14 protein-coding genes are annotated in these 21291 nt (G+C 72.6%); 12 read left to right on the forward strand and 2 right to left on the reverse strand.

Translation table 11 applies throughout. The features are described from left to right. Positions 1 to 185: 185 nt before the first annotated feature. From rimO to V7S47_RS16675, 6 genes are all read left to right on the forward strand, one after another. Complete coding sequence (gene rimO, locus V7S47_RS16650; RefSeq protein WP_336562758.1) at positions 186 to 1610, forward strand: 30S ribosomal protein S12 methylthiotransferase RimO; 1425 nt, start codon at positions 186 to 188, stop codon at positions 1608 to 1610. A gap of 1 nt (position 1611) precedes the next feature. Beyond that, positions 1612 to 2217 carry a CDP-diacylglycerol--glycerol-3-phosphate 3-phosphatidyltransferase gene (gene pgsA / locus V7S47_RS16655; protein WP_336562629.1) on the forward strand — a complete coding sequence of 202 codons (606 nt, stop codon included), beginning with the start codon at positions 1612 to 1614 and terminating at the stop codon, positions 2215 to 2217. Between the two features lie 194 nt (positions 2218 to 2411). Next, complete coding sequence (locus V7S47_RS16660; RefSeq protein ID WP_336562630.1) at positions 2412 to 5039, forward strand: bifunctional metallophosphatase/5'-nucleotidase; 2628 nt, start codon at positions 2412 to 2414, stop codon at positions 5037 to 5039. A 76-nt stretch (positions 5040 to 5115) separates the two neighbouring features. Next, complete coding sequence (locus V7S47_RS16665; protein WP_336562631.1) at positions 5116 to 8457, forward strand: ExeM/NucH family extracellular endonuclease; 3342 nt, start codon at positions 5116 to 5118, stop codon at positions 8455 to 8457. Positions 8458 to 8559: 102 nt separating this feature from the next. After that, positions 8560 to 9063 carry a CinA family protein gene (locus V7S47_RS16670; protein ID WP_336562632.1) on the forward strand — a complete coding sequence of 168 codons (504 nt, stop codon included), beginning with the start codon at positions 8560 to 8562 and terminating at the stop codon, positions 9061 to 9063. A gap of 34 nt (positions 9064 to 9097) precedes the next feature. After that, positions 9098 to 9406, forward strand: coding sequence for a helix-turn-helix domain-containing protein (locus V7S47_RS16675; RefSeq protein WP_090860136.1), 309 nt, complete (start codon positions 9098 to 9100; stop codon positions 9404 to 9406). Between the two features lie 4 nt (positions 9407 to 9410). Here the strand turns inward: V7S47_RS16675 and V7S47_RS16680 are convergent, their stop codons facing one another. Together V7S47_RS16680 and V7S47_RS16685 are read right to left on the reverse strand one after the other, a co-directional pair. Continuing rightward, the gene (locus V7S47_RS16680; protein ID WP_336562633.1) at positions 9411 to 10226 is read right to left on the reverse strand and encodes a DNA-formamidopyrimidine glycosylase family protein; all 816 of its coding nucleotides are present in this window, start codon (positions 10224 to 10226) and stop codon (positions 9411 to 9413) included. 1 nt (position 10227) lies between these two features. Further along, positions 10228 to 14763: an ATP-dependent helicase gene (locus tag V7S47_RS16685; protein ID WP_336562634.1), complete on the reverse strand. Its 4536-nt coding sequence runs from the start codon at positions 14761 to 14763 to the stop codon at positions 10228 to 10230. Between the two features lie 141 nt (positions 14764 to 14904). Between V7S47_RS16685 and V7S47_RS16690 the strand changes: the two genes are divergently transcribed. Genes V7S47_RS16690 through mnhG form a run of 6 tightly spaced genes read left to right on the forward strand, consistent with a single transcriptional unit; the run spans position 14905 to position 21229 of the window. Then, positions 14905 to 17784 (forward strand): Na+/H+ antiporter subunit A, encoded by a 2880-nt coding sequence (locus V7S47_RS16690; RefSeq protein WP_336562635.1) that lies wholly within the window; start codon positions 14905 to 14907, stop codon positions 17782 to 17784. Beyond that, positions 17781 to 18314, forward strand: a complete 534-nt coding sequence (locus V7S47_RS16695; protein ID WP_336562636.1) for a Na(+)/H(+) antiporter subunit C — start codon at positions 17781 to 17783, stop codon at positions 18312 to 18314. Before V7S47_RS16690 ends, V7S47_RS16695 begins: the two co-directional genes overlap by 4 nt. A 2-nt stretch (positions 18315 to 18316) precedes the next feature. Next, positions 18317 to 20002, forward strand: a complete 1686-nt coding sequence (locus tag V7S47_RS16700) for a Na+/H+ antiporter subunit D (RefSeq protein ID WP_336562759.1) — start codon at positions 18317 to 18319, stop codon at positions 20000 to 20002. Continuing rightward, positions 19999 to 20565: a Na+/H+ antiporter subunit E gene (locus tag V7S47_RS16705; RefSeq protein WP_139175720.1), complete on the forward strand. Its 567-nt coding sequence runs from the start codon at positions 19999 to 20001 to the stop codon at positions 20563 to 20565. Before V7S47_RS16700 ends, V7S47_RS16705 begins: the two co-directional genes overlap by 4 nt. After that, positions 20562 to 20864 (forward strand): monovalent cation/H+ antiporter complex subunit F, encoded by a 303-nt coding sequence (locus tag V7S47_RS16710; RefSeq protein WP_090860129.1) that lies wholly within the window; start codon positions 20562 to 20564, stop codon positions 20862 to 20864. The genes V7S47_RS16705 and V7S47_RS16710 overlap by 4 nt, the downstream gene beginning before the upstream one ends. Further along, positions 20861 to 21229, forward strand: coding sequence for a monovalent cation/H(+) antiporter subunit G (gene mnhG / locus V7S47_RS16715; protein WP_336562637.1), 369 nt, complete (start codon positions 20861 to 20863; stop codon positions 21227 to 21229). The genes V7S47_RS16710 and mnhG overlap by 4 nt, the downstream gene beginning before the upstream one ends. Positions 21230 to 21291: the final 62 nt, after the last annotated feature.

Here is a 21291-nt window from a genome sequence, read left to right on the forward strand (position 1 = left end):
AACCCGTCCTGCCGTACGGCGACCTCGATCGGGGTCGCCGTACGGCTCACCGGGTTTCGAGGCTCGGGCCCGGAGGCCCTCACACCTCAACCAGCGTCCCGCAGTTCGCGACCTGGAGGTCCGGAGCGTCATACTCGGGAACGATCATGAGCCAGACCACTGAGACGCCCCCTGCCCGCGACCTGCTGTCGGTGGCCCTCGTGACCCTCGGGTGTGCCCGCAACGAGGTCGACTCCGAGGAGCTCGCGGGCCGGCTGGAGGCCGACGGCTTCCTGCTGGTCGACGACCCGGCCGACGCCGTCACCGTCGTCGTGAACACCTGCGGCTTCGTCGAGGCGGCCAAGAAGGACTCCGTCGACACCCTGCTGGAGGCCGCCGACCTCAAGGACGGCGGCCGTACGCAGGCCGTGGTCGCGGTGGGCTGCCTGGCCGAGCGCTACGGCAAGGACCTGGCCGAGTCGCTGCCCGAGGCCGACGCGGTGCTGGGCTTCGACGACTACCCCGACATCGCGGCGCGGCTGCGCTCGATCGTGGCGGGGGAGCAGCACCAGGCGCACACCCCGCAGGACCGGCGCCGGCTGCTGCCCATCTCGCCCACCGCTCGCGACGCCTCCACGGTGAGCGTGCCCGGTCACGCGGTCGCGACGAGCGGCGACGTGGGGCTCGGCGGCCCGGCCACCGGCCCGCGCGGCCTGCGCCGCCGGCTCGACGGCGGACCGATGGCCCCGCTGAAGCTCGCGAGCGGCTGCGACCGTCGCTGCACCTTCTGTGCGATCCCGGCCTTCCGCGGCTCGTTCGTCAGCCGGCGGCCGGCCGACGTGCTGCTCGAGGCGCAGTGGCTGGCGAGCCAGGGTGCGCGCGAGCTGTTCCTGGTCTCGGAGAACTCCACGTCGTACGGCAAGGACCTCGGCGACCTGCGCCTGCTCGAGACGATGCTGCCGGAGCTCGCGGCCATCGACGGCGTCGACCGGGTCCGGGTCTCCTACCTCCAGCCCGCCGAGACCCGCCCGGGTCTGATCGAGGCGATCGCGACGACGCCCGGCGTGGTGCCCTACTTCGACCTGTCCTTCCAGCACGCCAGCGCGACCGTGCTGCGCCGGATGCGCCGCTTCGGCGACCCGGAGAGCTTCCTCGGCCTGCTCGACCAGGTGCGTGGTTACGCCCCGACCGCCGGCGTCCGCTCCAACGTCATCGTCGGCTTCCCCGGCGAGACCGAGGCCGAGCTGGAGACGCTCTGCGACTTCCTGGTCGCCGCCCGGATGGACGTGACCGGCGTGTTCGGCTACTCCGACGAGGACGGCACGGAGGCCGCGACGTACGACGGCAAGCTCGACGAGGACGAGGTCCGCGCCCGCACCGAGCACGTGCAGTCGCTCGTCGAGGAGCTCAACGCCCAGCGGGCCGAGGAGCGGATCGGCGAGGTCCTCGAGGTACTGGTCGAGTCGACCGACGAGGGCGTCGCGGGTCGCGCCGCCCACCAGGGCCCCGAGGTCGACGGCACGACCTACCTGTCCGGGTCGACGGCCGCGATCGGGTCGATCGTGCGGGCGGTCGTGGTCGGCACCGACGGTGTCGACCTGATCGCCGAGCCGGTCGAGGGGGAGGCCTGAGGTGAGCGGGACCGAGCAGCGGGTGAGCAACTTCAACCTGCCCAACATCCTCACGACCCTGCGGATCGTGCTGGTCCCGTTCTTCGCCTGGGCCCTCCTCATCGACGGCGGCGAGTCGGTGCAGTGGCGCCTGGTGGCCTGGGTGATCTTCGCGGTCGCGATGATCACCGACAAGATCGACGGCGACATCGCCCGCGCCCGCAATCTGGTGACCGACTTCGGCAAGATCGCCGACCCGATCGCCGACAAGGCGATCACCGGGATGGCCTTCATCGGCCTCTCGATCGTCGGCGACATCTGGTGGTGGGTGACCATCGTGGTGCTGCTGCGCGAGTGGAGCGTGACGCTGCTGCGGCTCTCGGTGCTCAAGCGGGTCGTGATCGCGGCCAAGGACCTCGGCAAGCTGAAGACGACCTTCCAGGCGCTGGCCCTCGGCGGCCTGACCCTGCCGCTGCGCGACGACGACCTGGCCAGCGGTCTGCAGACGCCCGGCGAGGTCCTCTTCTACGTCTCGCAGGCCTGCCTGGCGGTCGCCGTGGCCCTCACGCTGTGGTCGGGCTACGAGTTCTTCCGCGACGTCTGGAAGCAGCGCGCGAACCTGCGGTGACGCGGGCAAGGTGAAGTTCCGCCAAAGATCCCCTGGTCCTTTGTGACCAGTTGGAAGTGACGCGAACGGGCCAGATGAACTGGGGTCAAAGCGTTACGCCCCGTTCACACGATCACCCGGACTCCGGACCGTGATTCGGGGTTAGGGTGCAGCCCTCCTGGGTCCGCCCACGTCCTTTCGAAAGGGTCTTCTTCGTGTCCTCAACCCCCAGCACCCGGCGCGCGCGACGCGGTCTCGCCGCCGGTCTCGGACTGGGCCTCGCGGCCTCAGTCCTGTCGGTCGCCACGGCGCCTGCGGCCCACGCAGCGCCGGTCAGCTTCACCCTGCTCGACATCAACGACTACCACGGACGCATCTCGTCCGACGGTGGCTCGGGCAGCGGCGACGCGACGACCTACAGCACCGTCGAGTTCGCCACCACGATCCAGGGCATCCGCAACGCCGCCGAGGCCGATCCGGTGCTGCTCCTGTCGGCGGGCGACAACATCGGCGCCTCGCTGTTCAACTCGTCCTTCACCGACGACCAGCCGACGATCGACGTGCTGAACCGGCTCGGCCTGGCCACCTCGGCTCTCGGCAACCACGAGTTCGACAAGGGCTACGACTGGCTGAAGGCCAACGTCATCGACGGCAACGCGCAGTACCGGAAGGCGGACTTCCCGCTGCTCGGCGCGAACGTCTACCTGAAGGGCACCCAGACTCTCCCGCCCGGCGTCCAGGCGTACTCGACCCACCAGGTCGCTGGGGTCAACGTCTGCGTGATCGGCGCGATCACCCAGGAGACCCCCACCCTGGTCAGCCCGGACCGGATCAGCACCCTCGAGTTCGGTGACCCTGTCGACGCGGTCAACCGCGTCGCGACCCAGCTCGAGACCGCCGGCACCTGCGACGTCACCGTCGCCACCTACCACGACGGCGCCGGCGCTGGGACGCCCGACGGGTCGTCCCTCGAGGACGAGATCGCGGCTGGCGGCCCGTTCGCCAAGATCGTCAACCAGACCGCCGGTGCGGTCGACGTCATCTTCACGGGCCACACGCACAAGGAGTACTCCTGGACCGCGCCGAAGCCGGGCGGCGGGACACGACCGATTGTGCAGACCGGCTCCTACGGCCAGAAGCTCGGCCGCGTCGACCTCACCGTCGACCCGACCACAGACGCGGTCACGGTCGACGCGTCGAGCCTGGTCACGGTTGGCACCACCGAGAACCTCGCCGACCCTGTCGTCGCCGATGTCGACACCATCACCCGCGCCGCTGAGACGGCCGCCAACGTGGTCGGCGACGTGCCGGAGGGCAACATCACCGCCGACGTCACGACGGCCTACACCGGCGGTGCCTACACCAACGGCAAGTACACCGGTGGCAGCCGGGACGACCGGCTCTCGGAGTCGGCGCTTGGGAACCTCGTGGCCGACGCGCTGAAGGACACCCCGATCACCGACATCCCGGGCCTGCCCACGCCCGTCATCGGCGTCGTCAACCCGGGCGGTCTGCGCAACGAGCTGCTCTACGCCGCCAACCTGGCCGGCAGCCCGCAGGACGCCGACGGGGTGGTGACCTTCGAGGAGGCCAACGCGGTCCTGCCGTTCGCCAACAACATCTCCTACGTCACCCTGACCGGTGCGGAGTTCAAGCAGGTCCTCGAGCAGCAGTGGCAGACCACCGCCGACGGCGTCACGCGCCCGTCGCGGCCCTTCCTGCACCTCGGCCTCTCCAAGAACGTCCAGGTCGTCGCCAGGCCCGACACGTCGGCCACCTCCCCGGTCGGCAACAACATCCTCAGCGTGACGGTGGACGGGCAGCCGCTCGACCCGGCCAAGGAGTACGTCGTGTCGACGTTCTCGTTCCTGGCTGCCGGCGGTGACAACTTCCGCGCCTTCAAGCTCGGCACGAACCGCGACACCGCCAAGGTCGACCGCGACCTGTGGATCGAGGGCTACTTCGGCAACGGCCAGGCCAAGGCGCCGACCTTCGCCCGTCGCCAGGTCTTCGCGACCGGTCTGCCCACGGAGCCGCTCGTGCCCGGCACCGTGCTGGACCTCCAGCTGAGCAAGCTCAACCTGACGTCCCAGGGCGCCCCGGCCAACACCACCGTCGAGGCCCGCGCGGTCCTCGGCGGCGCGGCGACGAGCCTCGGCTCCTTCCCGGTCACCAACGGGGCGGCCGACGTCGACCTCACGGTCCCGGAGGACGCCTACGGCAAGACGATCGAGCTGGTCGCCCAGCCGAGCGGCACCACGGTCGACTTCCCGATCGCCAAGGCGGAGTCGACGGTCTCGGCGACGGTCGCCCGGTCCGCCTACGGCCGGCCCAGCACGGTCGCGGTCAAGGTGACGTCGGATGCGCCGGCCAACGGCACCGCCCAGGCCGTCGTCGGCGGCAAGGTCGTCGCCACGGGCGCCGTGACCAATGGGGCGGCCACGCTCACGGTCCCGGCCAAGACCCTGAAGCCCGGCACCACCCCGGTCTCGGTGAGGTTCACCGGCCCGCAGGCCGCCGACTCGACGGCCACCGCCTCGGCCGTGGTCACTAAGGCCGCGCCCAGGGTCAAGGTCGTGAAGGCGGCCAAGCGGGTCGTGGTCAAGAAGACCCGGGTCCGCCTCCGTGTCCTCGTCTCCGCCACCGGCTACACGCCCACCGGCAAGGTCCAGGTCGCCATCGGCGGCGTGAAGTACAACGCCACGGTCCGCAACGGCAAGGCGGTCGTCGTGCTGAAGCCGTTCCGCTCGACCGGGACCAAGAACGTCCGGGTCAGGTACCTGGGCAACTCGCTGGCTTCGCCCGCCGCCACCTCGGTGAAGATCAAGGTCAAGCGCAAGTAGCACCACGAGGGGCCCGCCGGTTCGCGCCGGCGGGCCCCTCGCCACATCCCTCTCCTCCCTCTCGGAAGGCTGTGTCATGCCCTCAGCACGTAGGAGCGCCCGTCGGGCGCTCGCCGGCACCGCAGGACTCGCGGTCGCTCTGACCGGGGTCTCGGTCGTCGCCCCGTCCGCATCCGCAGTCTCGACCTCGCTCGTCATCAGCGAGGTCTACGGCGGTGGCGGCAACTCCGGCGCCACCTGGAAGAGCGACTTCATCGAGATCCACAACCCGACCGGATCGGCGGTGTCCGTCGACGGCTGGTCGGTGCAGTGGCGCGGAGCGTCCAGCACGAGTGCGGCGAACGTGACCCCCCTCAGCGGCAGCGTCCCCGCCAACGGCTACTACCTGGTCAAGCAGGCCGACGGGACCGGCGGCACCAGGCCGCTGCCCACTCCCGATGCGACCGGCACGATCGCCATGGGCGGCACCAACGGCACCGCCATCCTCGCCAACACGATCGTCGCCCAGAACCCGGCGGCCGGGCCTTTCTCCGGCAGCGCTGCGGTCGTCGACCTGGTCGGTGTCAACAGCAACACCTTCGAGACCACCGCCGCGCCGGCGATGAGCAACTCGCAGTCGGTCACCCGGACCGCTCCGGACGCCGACAACAACAGCACCGAGTTCGCCCCGGGGACCCCCAGCCCAACGAACGCCCTGGGCGAGACCGAGGGATTCGCGGCGGAGGACCCGGGTGACCGTTCCGTCGTCGTCGACCGGCCCATCCAGCCCATTCAGCTGTCGGTCGGCGGTGGCACCGCGCCGCTGACGTGGGAGGCTACGGGCCTGCCTGCCGGCCTGTCCCTCGACGGTGATCGGATCACCGGCACGGCGACGGCGACCGGCACCGCGACCGTGACCCTCACCGTCACCGACAGCTCGACCCCGGCCAAGTCCGACACCGAGACCTTCACCATCACGGTGACGCCCGCCGGTCAGCTGCGCGCCATCGCCGACATCCAGGGCGCCAACGCGACGATCAGCCCGATCATCGGCCAGTCGTTGACGGCGCGCGGCGTCGTGACCGCTGTCTACGAGACCGGCGGCTTCAACGGGTTCAACATCCAGGCGCCGGGGCCCGTTTCCACTCCCGGAGCGTCCGACGGCATCTTCGTCTACGGCGGCGCCGGCTTCGAGGACTATCCCGAGATCGGTGACTCGGTCGAGGTGGTCGGCAACGCGGCCGAGTACGAGTCCGCGGCCGGCGGAGTGACCGCGAGCCTGACCCAGGTCACGAACGCTCAGTGGATCCCCGTGACGCCGGCGCTCGGAACGGTGACCCCTCTCGTCACCCCGTGGTTCGCCACCCCCGAGGAGCGCGAGGCGCACGAGGGCGAGCTGGTCGACCCGAGCGACGCGGCGTACACGGTGACCAACAGCTACGCGACGTGGCAGTTCGGCGAGATCGGCCTGGCGACCGGCACCGGGCCCCTCGTCCAGCCCACCGAGGTCGAGGACTTCCAGACCGGCGCGTGGGAGGCCCTCCGGGACCAGAACGCCGCCCGCCTGGTCACCCTCGACGACGGGAAGAGCCAGAACTTCGGCGGTACGGCGTCCGGCACTCCGTCGTCGTGGATCGACGCCTCGCACCCGGTGCGGGCCGGCGCCGCCGCGACGCTGAAGGGCAGCTTCGTCGTCGACCACCGCAACGGCCTTTACAAGCTGCAGCCGACGACCCCCGTCGAAGGCCTCGGGACCGACGTGGCCGAGTTCGCGAACACGCGGACGCAGAACGCCGCCCCCGCCGACGTCGGTGGCGACATCCGGATCGCGACGTTCAACGTCCTGAACTACTTCCCGACGACCGGCCAGGCGTATGTCGCGGCCGGCGGCGGCAACGTGTGCACCTACTTCAACGACCGCGCGGGCACGCCGATCGGCAGCAACCAGTGCGGCAACCCGTCGGCCAGCAGCGGCAACGGACCCCGAGGTGCGGCCACCCAGGTCAGCTTCGAGCGCCAGCAGGCCAAGATCGTCGCCGCCATCAACAAGCTCACCGCCAGTGTGGTCTCGCTCGAGGAGCTCGAGAACTCGGTCAAGTTCGGCAAGGACCGTGACGACGCCATCGCCAAGCTGGTGACGGCGCTCAACGCGGACGCCGGTGCCGGCACCTGGTCGTACGTGCCCTCGCCGGCGGCAGCGGACCTTCCCCTCCCGGCACAGGAGGACGTCATCCGCACGGGCTTCATCTACAAGTCGGCCGACGTCACCCCGGTCGGTGCGTCGCTGGTCCTGAAGGACGAGGAGAACTTCGACAACGCCCGGGAGCCGCTCGCGCAGGCCTTCAAGAAGGCGGGCGCCCCGGACAGCGAGGCGTTCGGCGTCATCGTGAACCACTTCAAGTCGAAGGGCGACAGCACTCCGCCTGCGACCGGCGACAACGCCAACGGCGTGCAGGGTGCGTTCAACGGTGACCGAGTCCGCCAGGCCGGCGCCCTGCTCACCTTCGCGGACGCCTTCCGGTCAGCACGGGGGGTCGAGGCGCTGTTCCTCGCCGGTGACTTCAACTCGTACTCGAAGGAGGACCCGGTCCAGGTCATCGAGGCCGGTGGCTACGCCCAGGTCGAGTCGGACACCGAGGGTGAGGAGACCTACTTCTTCAATGGTCTTGCCGGCTCCCTCGACCACGTGTACGCCAACGAGGCGGCTCAGGCGCTCGTGACCGGCGCGGACATCTGGAACATCAACTCCCCGGAGTCGGTGGCCTTCCAGTACGGGCGCTTCAACTACAACGTCACGCAGTTCTTCGCGCCGGACCAGTTCGGAGCCTCCGACCACGACCCCGAGATCGTCGGGCTCGACCTGACCACCGACCCGTTGCCCGCGGGCCTGGCCGTCAGCAACGTGAGCGGGACCTACGGCAAGCGGGTCGCCGTGAAGGTGACGGTCGACCCGACCGCCACCGGCACGGTCCAGGTGAAGGCCGGGACGCGGGTCCTCGGGGTGGCGGCGGTCTCCGGCGGGACGGCCACCGTGGTCCTGCCGGCCCGGTCGCTCGCTCCCGGACGGACGACGCTGACGGCGTCGTACTCCGGGGACGACACGTACGCCGCAGCATCGGCGTCGTTCATCGCGACCGTCGCGAAGGCCCGATCGGTCACCCGGGGCACGGTGAAGCCCAAGAAGGTCGTGGCCGACCGGACCCGGGCCACCATCGTGGTCCGCGTCGCCGGTGCCGACGGCGTGCGAGCGACGGGCAAGGCCCGGATCACGGTCAAGGGGCAGGGCACCCGGACGGTGACGGTCCGGAACGGTCGCGCGATGCTGCGGCTGAAGAAGTTCGGCAGCCGGGGCGCCAAGCGGGTCACGATCCAGTACCTGGGCAGCGACCTGCTCGAGCGGAGCACCGACAAGCTGACCATCAAGGTCCGCAAGCGGTAGCAGCACCAGCACCACGGTGGGAGTCGGTCCTCAGGACCGGCTCCCACCGGCCGATTTCGGAGGGTGTGACCCTCGCCTCCGACCCCTGGCTACGCTGCGCCCATGCGCGCACGGGCCGGTCGGGATCAGGCGAGCACCCTGCACCGGCTGCTGCGGGACGCCGGGCTCACCGTCTCGACCGCGGAGTCGCTGACGGGCGGTCGGCTGGCCGCTCGCCTCACCGAGACCCCGGGCGCCTCCGCGACGTACCGGGGCGGCGTGGTCGCCTACGCGACGGAGCTGAAGCAGACGTTGCTGGGCGTGCCGGACGAGGTCGTCGAGCGGTACGGCGTGGTCTCCGCGGAGTGCGCCCGCGCGATGGCGGCCGGCGTCCGCGAGCGCACGGGGGCGTCGTACGGGCTGGCCACGACGGGAGTCGCAGGCCCGGACGAGCAGGAGGGCAGGCCGGTCGGGACCGTCTTCGTCGGCATCGCCGGGCCGGGGTTGCTGGAGGCCGTCGCGCTGGAGCTGTCGGGTGATCGAGCCGGCATCACGGACCGGACCTGTGACGAAGCCCTGTCGGCGCTCGCTGGCATCCTCCGGAGGGAAGAAGCAGGACTCGGGTAGCGTTGGGCCACACAGGCCAGAGAGGAGACCCCGCATGGTGCTGTTCCGCCGACAGCTGGGCGACGTGTTGCGTGCCCAGCGCATGGAGCGTGGGATGACCCTGCGTGAGGTCTCGGCCGAGGCGCGGGTGAGCCTGGGCTACATCTCCGAGATCGAGCGCGGGCAGAAGGAGGCCTCCTCCGAGCTGCTCGCCTCGCTGTGCACCGCCCTCGACGTGGCGCTCTCCGACGTGCTGCGTGAGGTCTCCGACGCCGTCGCGGTCGAGGAGGCCGCACTGGTCGCCACCCCCATCACCGTCGGAGCACGTCCGGCGGCCGGCCAGGTCGTCGCCTCCGCCGCCTGACGGTTCAGCGGTCGTCCTGCAGCCGAGGCTCGGGCTGGCACGACGGGCAGAAGTACGACGCCCGCTCGCGCCCGGCCGGCCCGCGCTGCTCGACCCGCACGGGGGTCCGGCAGCGGCGACAGGGCGAGCGGTCACGCCGGTAGACCCACATCCGCTCCCGCTCGCGGAGGTCGCCGGTGGTCGACTGGACCGCTCGCTCCTTATTGAGCTCGAGCATCTGGCGCGCCCGGCGGACCAGCCGCGGCAGGTTGCCGACCTCGCCGACCGGCGTCGCCGGGTGCACGCCCGAGACGAAGCACAGCTCGGCCATGTACATGTTGCCGATCCCGGCCAGTCGGGTCTGGTCGAGCAGCGCCTCGCCGAGCGGCCGGGTGTCGTCCTCGTGGAGGCGGCGCAGGGCCTCGTCCTCGTCCCAGTCGGGGCCGAGCAGGTCGGGCCCGAGATGACCGACGACGTCGCCTTCGCCGGTGGTCGGGAGCAGCTCGACGATGCCGAGCGAGAAGCCGACGGCGACCCGTGTGTCGGTGCGCAGCACGACTCGGGCCTGATGGGCCGGCCGCTTCCAGGGCCGGTCGGGGTCGTAGACCCGCCAGGCGCCCTCCATCTTCAGGTGGGTGTGCAGCGTCCAGCGCGCATCGTCCGGCCCGGCGATCCGGGTCAGCAGGTGCTTGCCGCGGCTGAGCGTGGCCAGCACGGTCCCGCCGGCCAGGTCGGCTGTCGCGTGCTGGGGCACCCGGAAGTCGGTCGCGGTCAGGACCTGTCCGGACAGCGAGCGGTCGAGCAGCCGGGCCGCGCGGTAGACGGTGTCGCCCTCCGGCACCTCACGACCTCCCGAGCTGCAGGCCCCGCGGCGTGACGACGAACCCAGCGGCCTGCAGCGCCTCCCGCAGCGGGGACCCGCGGGTGCCCAGCAGCTGGGTGCCGTCGGCCTTCTCGACGGTCAGGCGGCCCAGCGACCCGCGGCGGGCGGAGTCGGCCAGCGCGGCGGTGGCGGGGGTCAGCAGGTCGGGGTCATCGGACCAGGTGAGCAGGGTGCGGCCGCCACGCTCGACGTAGAGCGTGAGCCGGCCGTCGACCAGGACCACCAGGGCGCCGGCCTTGCGGCCGGGGCGGTGGCCGCCACCCTCACCGGTCGCCTCGGGCCAGGGGAGTGCGGCACCGAACGGATTGGCCGGGTCGGTCGCGGCGAGCGCGACCGCGGTGGGCTTGGCGTCGGTCGGCAGCTCGCTGAAGGTGCGCAGCCGGTCGATGGCGCCGGCCGTGCCGAACTGGGCGGCACCCAGACCGTCGACGAAGTAGCCGCGCCGGCAGCGCCCGGACTCCTCGAAGGCGGCGAGCACCTTGTAGGCGGCGGCGAACCCGCCGGGCACCCGCTCGCTCATCACCGCGCCCCGGATCACCACGCCGTGCCGGTCGAGGAGGTGCTCGGCGGTCGCGTGGGCCCGCCGCGTCGGGTCGGTGTCGATCTCGGGCAGCAGGGCCCAGCGGCCGGCCGTCTCGGGGGGCCCGGTGCGGGCGGGCATCCGGCCGCGCACGCCGGTGGTGGAGGACATCCGCGGACGCGCGGGCGGGCGCTTGGTGCGGTGGCTGGCCGAGCCGGAGCGGGTGAGCGCGCGCAGCGGCGTGAGCGTGTCGTTGCTGACGCGGCCCGACCACACCAGCGACCACAGGGCCGCGGAGAGCGCCTGGTCGTCGGTCGAGCCGACGCTCGTGGCCAGCTGGCGGAAGAACCAGGCGCCACCGGGCGCGAGGGCGTCGAGCACCGCCTGCGCCAGCTCGGTGTGCTCGAAGGCGGTCGGCTCGGGCAGCGTGAGCGACGCCTGGTCGGCGAGGTGGAGGCTGACCCAGCCGTCGGAGCCGGGGAGCGAGGCGTGGCCGGCCCAGATCACCTCGCCGGACGCCGTCAGCTCGTCGAGGTACGACGGCTCGTAGTCGCGCACCCGGGAGCCCAGCACCAGCGGCTCAAGGGCGCTGGCGGGCACCGGGCAGCCGGCCAGCTGGTCGATGACGTTGAGCACGCCTTCGACCCCGCGGGGACCACCGCGTCCACCGGTGTCGACGTGCTGCCAGGCGGACAGGAAGCGGCCGAGGGCGGCGGGCTCGACCGGCTCGACCTCCTTGCGGAGCCGGGCCAGCGAGCGGCGGCGCAGCTTGCGCAGCACCTCCGCGTCGCACCACTCCGAGCCCGAGCCGGAGGGTCGGAACTCCCCGTCGAGGACCCGGCCCTGGGCGGCCAGCCGCTGCAGGGTGTGCCGGACGACCGCCGCGCCGAGCCCGAGCCGGGCCGCGACCTGGTCGGTGGTGAACGGGCCGTGGGTGCGGGCGAACCGGGCGACGAGGTCGCCGAGGGGGTCCTCGACGGGATCTGTGAACGCGTCGGGCGTGCCGGGCGGCACCGGGACACCGAGGCCGTCGCGCAGCCGGCCCACGTCCTCGACGACCGACCAGCGCTCCTCGCCGCCCATCCGCACCTCGACGACGCGGCGGCTGGCGGTGAGGTCGGCCAGCCATGCCCCGGTGGCGGCGCCCTCGACGGAGCGGAGCGCAGCCTCCTCGGTGGTGAGCGGGCCGAGCAGGCGCAGCGTGTCGACCAGGCCCTCGGCGTCACGGGCCCGCCGGTCGGGGGCGAGGCGCTGCAACTCGGCCTCGACCTCGGCCAGCACCTCGGGGTCGAGCAGCTCGCGGAGTTCGGCTCGGCCCAGCAGCTCGGCCAGCAGCCCCTGGTCGAGGGAGAGCGCGGCGGCCCGGCGCTCGGCGACGGGGGAGTCGCCCTCGTACATGAACTGGGCGACGTAGCCGAACAGCAGGCTCCGCGCGAACGGGGACGGGGCGTGCGTCGCGACGTCGGAGACCTGCACCTCACGCCGGTCGACCCGGCGCATCAGGGCCACCAGGGCGGGGAGGTCGTAGACGTCCTGAAGGCACTCGCGCACCGCCTCCAGCACGATCGGGAACGACGGGTAGCGCGAGGCGACCTCGAGCAGCGCGGCCGCGCGCTGGCGCTGTTGCCACAGCGGGGAGCGCCGGCCCGGGTCGCGCCGGGGGAGCAGCAGGGCCCGGGCCGCGCACTCGCGGAAGCGGGACGCGAACAGGGCCGAGCCGCCGACCTCCTGGGTGACCAGCTGCTCGATCTCGTCGGCCTCGAAGACCAGCAGCTCCCCGCCGGGCGGCTCCGCGTCGGTGTCGGGGACCCGGATCACGATGCCGTCGTCGGAGGCGACCGCCTGGCCGTCGACGCCGAAGCGCTCGCGCAGCCGGGCGTTGATGGCCAGCGCCCAGGGCGCGTGGACCGGCGTGCCGTACGGTGAGTGGACGACCAACCGCCAGTCGCCCAGCTCGTCGCGGAACCGCTCGACCAGCAGGGTGGTGTCGCTGGGCAGCACGTTGGTCGCCTCGAGCTGCTCGTGGAGGTAGGCCACCAGGTTGTCGGCGGCCCACGCGTCCAGGCCGTTCTCGCGGGCCCGGACGACCGCCTTCTCCTTCGACATCCCAGCCAGCTCGCGGGTGAACGCGCCGATGGCCGCGCCCAGCTCGGCGGGCCGGCCCAGGGCGTCGCCCTTCCAGAAGGGCAGCCGGCCCGGGATGCCCGGCGCCGGCGTCACCATCACCCGGTCGTGGGTGATGTCCTCGATCCGCCAGCTGGTCGCGCCCAGGGCGAAGATGTCGCCGACCCGGGACTCGTAGACCATCTCCTCGTCGAGCTCACCGACCCGGCGGCCGCTGCCGTCGCCGACCAGGAACACGCCGAACAGACCGCGGTCGGGGATGGTGCCGCCACTGGTCACCGCGAGCCGCTGCGCGCCCGGCCGTCCGGTCAGCACACCACCCACCCGGTCCCAGACGATCCGCGGGCGGAGCTCGGCGAACTCGTCGGAGGGGTAGCGGCCGCTCAGCAGGTCGAGGGTCGCGTCGTACGCCGAGCGGGGCAGCTGGGTGAACGGAGCGGCCCGCTTGACCAGGGCGAAGAGCTCGTCGACGTCCCAGGCGTCGAGCGCGGTGGCCGCGACGACCTGCTGGGCGAGCACGTCGAGGGGGTTGGCCGGCACCCGCAGGGACTCGATGGCGCCGCTGCGCATCCGCTCGACGGCCACCGCGGTCTGGGCCAGGTCGCCACGGTGCTTGGGGAAGAGCACCCCGCGCGACACCTCGCCGACCTGGTGGCCGGCCCGGCCGACCCGCTGCAGCGCGCTGGCCACGCTGGGCGGCGACTCGATCTGGACGACCAGGTCGACCGCGCCCATGTCGATGCCGAGCTCGAGGCTGCTGGTGGCGACCACGGCGGGGAGCCGACCCCGCTTGAGGTCGTCCTCGATCAGGGCCCGCTGCTCCTTCGAGACCGAGCCGTGGTGGGCCTTGGCGATCACCGTCTCGGCGCCCTGGGACTGCCCCGACTGGGCCATCACCTGCGCCGGGACCGCGCCGTCCTCCAGCTCGCCGCCCGCCCGCTCGGTGGCGATCTCGTTGAGCCGGGCCGTCAGGCGCTCGGCCAGCCGCCGGGAGTTGGCGAAGACGATGGTCGAGCGGTGCTGCTCGATCAGGTCGACGACCCGCTCCTCGACGTGGGGCCAGATCGACTGGGCACGGGTCGGCTCGTCGCTGTCCTCGTCGTACTGCTCGGGGGCGGTCATGTCCTCGACCGGGACCACGACCTTCAGGTCCCACTCCTTGGCCGAGGGCGGCGCGACGATGTCGACCGGGGTGGTGCCGCCGAGGAACCGGGCGACCTCCTCCAGCGGGCGGACCGTGGCGGAGAGCCCGATCCGCTGGGCCGGCCGATCGAGCAGGGCGTCGAGGCGCTCGAGGGTGACCGCGAGATGGGCGCCGCGCTTGGTGCCGGCGACCGCGTGCACCTCGTCGAGGATCACCGTCTCGACGCCGCGCAGGGACTCGCGGGCCTGCGAGGTCAGCATCAGGAAGAGCGACTCGGGGGTGGTGATCATGATGTCGGGCGGCGCGGAGACGAGCTTGCGCCGCTCGGCGGCCGGGGTGTCGCCGGAGCGGACACCGACCCGGACCTCGGCGACCGGCTCGCCCAACCGGTCGGCGGTGTGGCGGATGCCGGTCAGCGGGGCGCGCAGGTTGCGCTCCACGTCGACCGCCAGCGCCTTGAGCGGCGAGATGTAGAGCACCCGGCAGCGCCGCTGCTTGTCATCCGGGGGCGTGCCGGAGAGCAGCCGGTCGAGGCTCCACAGGAACGCGCTCAGGGTCTTGCCGGAGCCGGTCGGCGCCACCACCAGCGCGTGCCGGCCCGCGCCGATCGCCTCCCACGCCCCGGCCTGGGCGGGCGTGGGCTCGGCGAACGCCGCCCCGAACCAGGTGCGGGTCGGGGCGCTGAACCGGGCGAGCGCGTCGGGCATGTCGCCCAGTGTGTCCGACGCCACCGACAGGACCCAGGGGATGGGTGGTGGACCCCATGGCTGTTCTTGCCCCCGGTGGACAGAATGGAGGAGACCACCCGCCACCCCGCGTCCCCGAGAGGCCCCACCCTGTTGTTGTTCGTGGTCGTCGCGTTGTTCGTCCTCGCGGCGGTCGCGCCGTGGTTGGTGCTCCGGATGGGTCGCCGGGCGTTCTCGCTGTTGTCCCTCGCCCCGCTCGCCGGCACCGTCTGGGTGGCCGCGCAGGGGCCCGCCGTACTCGACGGCGACCCGCTCGTCGAGGTGCACCCGTGGGTCGGGACCGTCGGGATGGAGCTGGCCCTCCGGCTCGGTCCGCTCCAGTGGCTGATGGCCCTGGTCGTGCTCGGGGTCGGCGCCGTGGTGCTGGCGTACTGCGGCTGGTACTTCCACGAGGACAGCCTCGGCGCCGGGCGCTTCGCCGGCGTGCTGACCGCCTTCGTGGCGGCGATGCTCGGGCTGGTCCTCTCGGACGACCTGCTGCTCCTCTACGTCTTCTGGGAGCTGACGACCGTCTTCTCCTTCCTGCTGATCGGTCACGACCCCGCGCGCCGGGCCAACCGGCAGGCGGCGATCCAGGCCCTCGTCGTCACGACGCTCGGCGGCCTGGCGATGCTGGTGGGCGCCCTGGTGCTCGGCCACGAGGCGGGCACCCACCGGATCAGCGCGATCCTGGCGGACCCGCCGGGCGGCACCGCCGTGGTGGTCGCCGTCCACCTGCTCCTCGTCGGTGCCGTCAGCAAGTCGGCGCTGCTGCCGTTCCACTTCTGGCTGCCCGCCGCGATGGCCGCGCCGACCCCCGTGAGCGCCTACCTGCACGCAGCCTCGATGGTGAAGGCCGGCGTCTACCTGGTCGCCCTGCTGGCGCCGGCGTTCGCCGACGTCGCGGGGTGGCGCGCCGTCCTGCTGATCCTCGGGCTCAGCACCATGCTCCTCGGGGGGATCCGCGCGCTCCGCCAGCACGACCTGAAGCTGCTGCTCGCCTACGGCACCGTCAGCCAGCTCGGGTTCCTGATCCTGGTGCTCGGCCTCGGCTCGCGCAGCGCCCTGGTCGCCGGGCTCGGGCTGCTGCTGGCCCACGCGCTGTTCAAGGCGACCCTGTTCCTGATCGTCGGCGTCGTCGACCGGTGCGCCGGCACGCGCGACCTGCGCCGCCTGACCGGGTTGCGGCGTCGGATGCCGGTGGTCGCGGTCGCCGCGACGATCGCCGCCGCCTCGATGGCCGGACTGCCCCCGACCCTCGGCTTCCTCGCCAAGGAGAGCGTGTTCGTCGCGCTCGTCGACGTCGCGCGGACCGGGGACGGCACCGGGCTGGCGGGGCCGGCCGGGTGGCTGCTCCTCGCCGGGGTGGTGCTCGGCTCGGCTCTCACCGTCGCGTACTCCGTCCGCTTCGTCTGGGGTGCCTTCGGCGACCGGCCGGTGGAGGAGGAGCCCGTCGTCCGGCCGGTCCGGGCGGGCTTCGCGATCGGACCCGTCGTGCTGGCGGTCGGCTCCCTGGCGCTGGGGTTCGCCGGCGGCCCGCTGACCAGCGCGATCGCGTCGTACGCCGACACGGTGCCGGCGGGCGACCACCACCCGGCGCTCGAGCTGTGGCACGGCGTCGGGCTGCCGCTGGGCGCCACGCTGGTGACGCTGGCCCTGGGCGCGCTGCTCGTCCTGGCGCGTACGCCGGTCGAGCGGCTGCAGGCGGGCCTGACCCACGGCTACTCGCTCGAGAACGCCTACCGGGGCGGCGTACGACTGCTCGACCGCACCGCCGTCGAGGTGACGGCGGTCGTCCAGCGCGGCTCGGCCTCGGCGTACCTCGGGATCATCCTGCTGGTCGTGGTCCTGCTCCCCGGCTCGACGCTGCTCGGCGCCTGGGACGGCGTCTCGGTGCGCGCCTGGGACACCCCGGTGCAGGCGGTGATCGGCGTCGTGGTCGTGGCCGCGGCGTTGCTGGCGGTCCGGTCGCGGCGGCGGTTGCGCGCCGTCCTGCTCGCCGGGGCGACCGGCTACGGCACCGCCATGATCTTCGTGCTGCACGGGGCACCCGACCTCGCGCTCACCCAGGTCCTCGTCGAGACCCTCACGGTCGTCGTCTTCGTGCTCGCGCTGCGCCGGATGCCCCAGTACTTCACCGACCGGCCGCTGAGCCGGCAGCGCTACTGGCGGATGGCCCTCGGCCTCGGCGTCGCCGTGGCCGCCGCGGGGTTCATGCTCGTCAGCGTCGCCGCCCGTACGGCGGAGCCGGTGTCGACCGCCCTGCCCGCCGAGGCGGTGGAGTACGGCGGCGGCTACAACATCGTCAACGTCATCCTGGTCGACGTCCGGGCCTGGGACACCCTGGGCGAGATCTCCGTCCTGGTCGCGGCCGCGACCGGCGTCGCCAGCCTGGTCTTCATCGACACCCGCGGCGCCGGGATCCGGCGGGTCAGCCAGATCCCGTTCCCGGCCGGGGTGCGCAAGCAGACGACCCGACCGGGCCGGCGCGCGTGGCTCCCCGCCCCGCGGACCCTGCCCCCGGAGAAGCGGTCGATCATCTTCGAGGTCATCACCCGGATGGTCTTCCACACCGTGATCGTCTTCTCGGTCTACCTGCTGATCGCCGGGCACAACGATCCCGGCGGCGGGTTCGCCGGCGGCATGGTCGCCGGGCTCGCGCTGGTGATCCGCTACCTGGCCGGCGGCCGCTACGAGCTCGACGAGGCCGCGCCGGTCGACGCCGGCCGGCTGATCGGCAGCGGGCTCGCCCTGGCCGCGGTCTCGGCGCTCGCCCCGCTCGCGTTCGGCGGCTCGGTCCTGCAGAGCGCCGTCGTCGACCTGCACGTGCCGCTGCTGGGCGACCTGCACCTGGTCAGCTCGGCGATCTTCGACGTCGGCGTCTACCTGGTGGTGGTGGGCCTGGTCCTCGACCTGCTCCGGGCCCTCGGCTCGCACGTCGACCGGCAGGTGCTGCGCGAGCGGCGCGCGGTCGACGCCGCCACCTCGGAGGTGTCCGCGTGAACGACGCCAACCTGACCCTGATCCTGATCTCGGCGGCGCTGCTGGGCTGCGGGGTCTACCTGCTGCTCGAGCGCAGCCTCTCGCGCGTGCTCGTCGGGCTGGTCCTGATGGGCAACGGCGTCAGCATCGCCTTCCTGGTGGCCGGCGGACCGGCGGGATCGCCGCCGATCGTGGGGGAGGGCGGCGGCGAGCCGATGGCGGACCCGCTCCCGCAGGCCATGGTGCTGACGGCGATCGTGATCACCCTCGCCACCGTGTCCTTCGTGCTGGCGATGGCCTACCGCAGCTGGCAGCTCAACGGTCACGACGACGTGCAGGACGACGTCGAGGACGCCACCATCCGGCGGCTGGCCACGGCCGACGTGACGTCGGAGGCGTACGCCGCGGTCACGGACTCGGACGGGTCCGACGACCCGCGCGAGGAGCCGGGGCCCGACGAGCTCGGCCCCCCGAAGGAGCCGGACGAGCCGCTCGACCCCGACCACGCCGAACACACCGATCACCCCGACGACCGAGAGGAGCGCCCGTGAACATGCTCGTGCCGCTCCCGGTCGCGCTGCCCCTGCTGGGCGTCGGCGTCTCGCTGGTCCTCGGCCACCACCCCCGGATCCAACGCTGGGTCAGCATCGTGGTCCTGGTCGGCATCGTGGCCGTCGCAGCGGTGCTGTTGGTGCAGGCCGACACGTCCGGGCCGCAGACGCAGTGGGTCGGCGGCTGGCCCGAGTCGCTCGGCATCGTCCTTGTAGCGGACCGGCTCGCCGCGCTGATGCTGCTGGTCAGCGCGCTGGTGACCCTCGCCGTCCTCGGCTACTCCATCGGCCAGGGCATGACCGAGGACGAGGAGGGGGCGCCGCTCTCGATCTACCACCCGACGTTCCTGGTCCTGGTGGCAGGTGTCGCGAACGCGTTCCTGGCCGGCGACCTGTTCAACCTGTTCGTCAGCTTCGAGATGCTGCTCTTCGCCAGCTACGTGCTGCTGACCCTGGGTGGCACCGCCACCCGGATCCGGGCCGGCACCATCTACGTGCTGGTGAACCTGCTGTCCTCGACGCTGTTCCTGATCTCGATCGCCGTCGTGTACGCCGCCACCGGCACCCTCACCCTCGCGCACCTGGCCGGGCGGATCGCCGACCTGCCCGACCACGTCGCGCTGATGCTCCAGCTGCTGCTGCTCACCACCTTCGCCATCAAGGCGGCGGTCTTCCCGCTCTCGTTCTGGCTGCCCGACAGCTACCCGACGGCGCCGGCGCCGGTGACCGCGGTCTTCGCGGGCCTGCTGACCAAGGTGGGCGTCTACGCGATCCTGCGCGTGCAGACCCTGCTGTTCCCCGACAGCCCGCTCACGGACCTGCTGCTCTGGGCGGCCCTGCTGACGATGGTGATCGGCATCCTCGGCGCGATCGCCCAGTCGGACGTCAAGCGGATGCTGTCCTTCACCCTGGTCAGCCACATCGGCTACCTGGTCCTGGGGATCGCGCTGGCCAACCGGGCCGGCGTCTCCGGGACGATCTTCTACATCGTCCACCACATCACCGTGCAGACCGCGCTGTTCCTGATCGTCGGACTGGTCGAGCGCCGTACGGGCACCACCTCGCTGCTGCGGATGGGTGGTCTCGCCCGGGTCGCCCCGTTCCTGGCGGTCCTCTTCTTCGTCCCGGCGATGAACCTGGCCGGCATCCCGCCCTTCTCGGGCTTCATCGGCAAGGTCGGCCTGCTCCAGGCGGCCCAGCAGCACGGGAGCGGCCTGGCCTGGGTGCTCGTCGTCGGCGGGGTGCTGACCAGCCTCCTGACGCTGTACGCCGTCGCCAAGACCTGGGCGGTCGCGTTCTGGCGCACCCCCGAGGAGGCGCACGAGGCCCTGGTCAGCCTCGGGCACCAGGAGGACGTCGTCGAGGGGACCCGGCACCGGGGTCACGTCCACACCGCGACCGGGGTGGTCTCGACCGGCGACATCGAGGACGCCCGCCGGCTCGGCGGTGACGGTGACGAGCGCTCCGACCGCGACTTCCACCAGTTGATCCAGGCCGGGGAGGACATCCGCCACCTGCCCGCCAGCATGGTCGTCCCCGCGGCTTCGCTGGTGGCGCTGAGCGTGGCGCTGACGGTGGTGGCCGGCCCGCTCTTCGCCTACTCCGACCGGGCCGCGCAGGACCTGCTCGACCCCTCGTCGTACGTCGAGGTCGTGCTGCCGGACGGTCCAGAGGGGGAGCAGCCGTGAGCCCGCGCATGCGCACCCGCCGCGACGGCACGACCCGGCCGACCCGGCACCGGGCCGTCCAGCCCCTGTCGGTGGTCTGGCTGACCGTGGTCTGGTCGATCCTCTGGCGCGACCTCAGCCTGCTGGTGGTCGGGTCCGGTGTCCTGGTCGCGGTCGGTGTCTGCCTGGTCTTCCCGCTGCCTCCGATCGCCCTCTTCGCGCGGGTCCGCCCGTGGCCGCTCGCGGTGCTGGCGGGCGGGTTCCTCGTCGACGTCGTCCGGGCCAGCCTCCAGGTGTCGGCGGTGGTGCTGCGGCGCCGACCGGTGCGCAACGCGGTGGTCGCCGTCGACCTCGAGAGCTCCTCGGACTTCGTCCTCACCGGGGTCGCCACGATCCTCTCGCTGGTCCCCGGCTCGGTGGTCGTGGAGGCCCGGCGCTCGACCCACACGCTCTACCTGCACGTGCTCGACACCCCCGACCGGGCGCGCGCCGAGAGGTTCCGCGCCGAGGCCCTCGCGGTCGAGCAGCGCTTCCTGGCGGCGTTCGTGCCACGCGACGACCACCACTCCGGGAGGACCGCATGAGCGTCGTCATCACGCTGGCCGCGGCCATGCTGGGCGTGGCCGGGGTCCTGCTCCTGGTCCGCATGACCGTCGGCCCCACGATCCTCGACCGCAGCGTCGCGTTGGACGTGCTGATGGCGGTGACCATCTGCGGGGTGGGGCTGCACGCTGCGAGCAGCGACTCCAGTGTCGCCCTGCCGCTGCTGCTTGCGCTGAGCATGGTCGGCTTCGTCGGCGCGGTGAGCATCGCCCGGTACGCCAGCGGCAGCGACGACGTCGCCGCCGAGGACGACGACGATCAGCGGGGGGCCGAGCGATGAGCTGGACCGACGTCGCGGACGCCCTGGCCGCGGCCTGCCTGCTGGCGGGCGCGGGCTTCGCCCTGGTCGCCGCGATCGGGGTGCTGCGGCTGCCCGACCTGCTGAGTCGGATGCATGCCGCCACCAAGCCGCAGGTGATCGGCCTGGTGCTCGTCCTGGCGGGGGTGGCGCTGAGGCTGCGGGAGCCGTCCGCGCTGGGCATCCTGGCGCTCGTGGTGGTGCTGCAGATGTCGACCAGCGTCGTGGCCAGCCACATGGTCGGGCGCGCGGCGTTCCGGGCCGGCCAGGTGCGCCACGACCTGCTGGTGGTCGACGAGCTCGGCGACGAGGCCGCGGACTGGCAGGAGCCGCGCGGCGCGCCGTAGCCGGGAAGGGTGCGGGACCCACGGTTGTTGTCCCTGCAGCAGACCCCGATCGGAAGGCTCCT

Origin of the sequence: Nocardioides sp. CCNWLW216 (assembly GCF_037120545.1) — a bacterium.
Taxonomy (GTDB): Bacteria; Actinomycetota; Actinomycetes; order Propionibacteriales; family Nocardioidaceae; genus Nocardioides; species Nocardioides lianchengensis.

Excerpts from the sequence above, each read along its gene's own strand:
- V7S47_RS16665 (WP_336562631.1), top strand. The coding sequence starts at position 5,116 with ATGCCCTCAGCACGTAGGAGCGCCCGTCGGGCGCTCGCCGGCACCGCA.
- V7S47_RS16670 (WP_336562632.1), top strand. The coding sequence starts at position 8,560 with ATGCGCGCACGGGCCGGTCGGGATCAGGCGAGCACCCTGCACCGGCTG.
- V7S47_RS16675 (WP_090860136.1), top strand. The coding sequence starts at position 9,098 with ATGGTGCTGTTCCGCCGACAGCTGGGCGACGTGTTGCGTGCCCAGCGC.
- V7S47_RS16685 (WP_336562634.1), bottom strand. The coding sequence starts at position 14,763 with ATGCCCGACGCGCTCGCCCGGTTCAGCGCCCCGACCCGCACCTGGTTC.
- V7S47_RS16700 (WP_336562759.1), top strand. The coding sequence starts at position 18,317 with ATGCTCGTGCCGCTCCCGGTCGCGCTGCCCCTGCTGGGCGTCGGCGTC.
- V7S47_RS16710 (WP_090860129.1), top strand. The coding sequence starts at position 20,562 with ATGAGCGTCGTCATCACGCTGGCCGCGGCCATGCTGGGCGTGGCCGGG.
- mnhG (WP_336562637.1), top strand. The coding sequence starts at position 20,861 with ATGAGCTGGACCGACGTCGCGGACGCCCTGGCCGCGGCCTGCCTGCTG.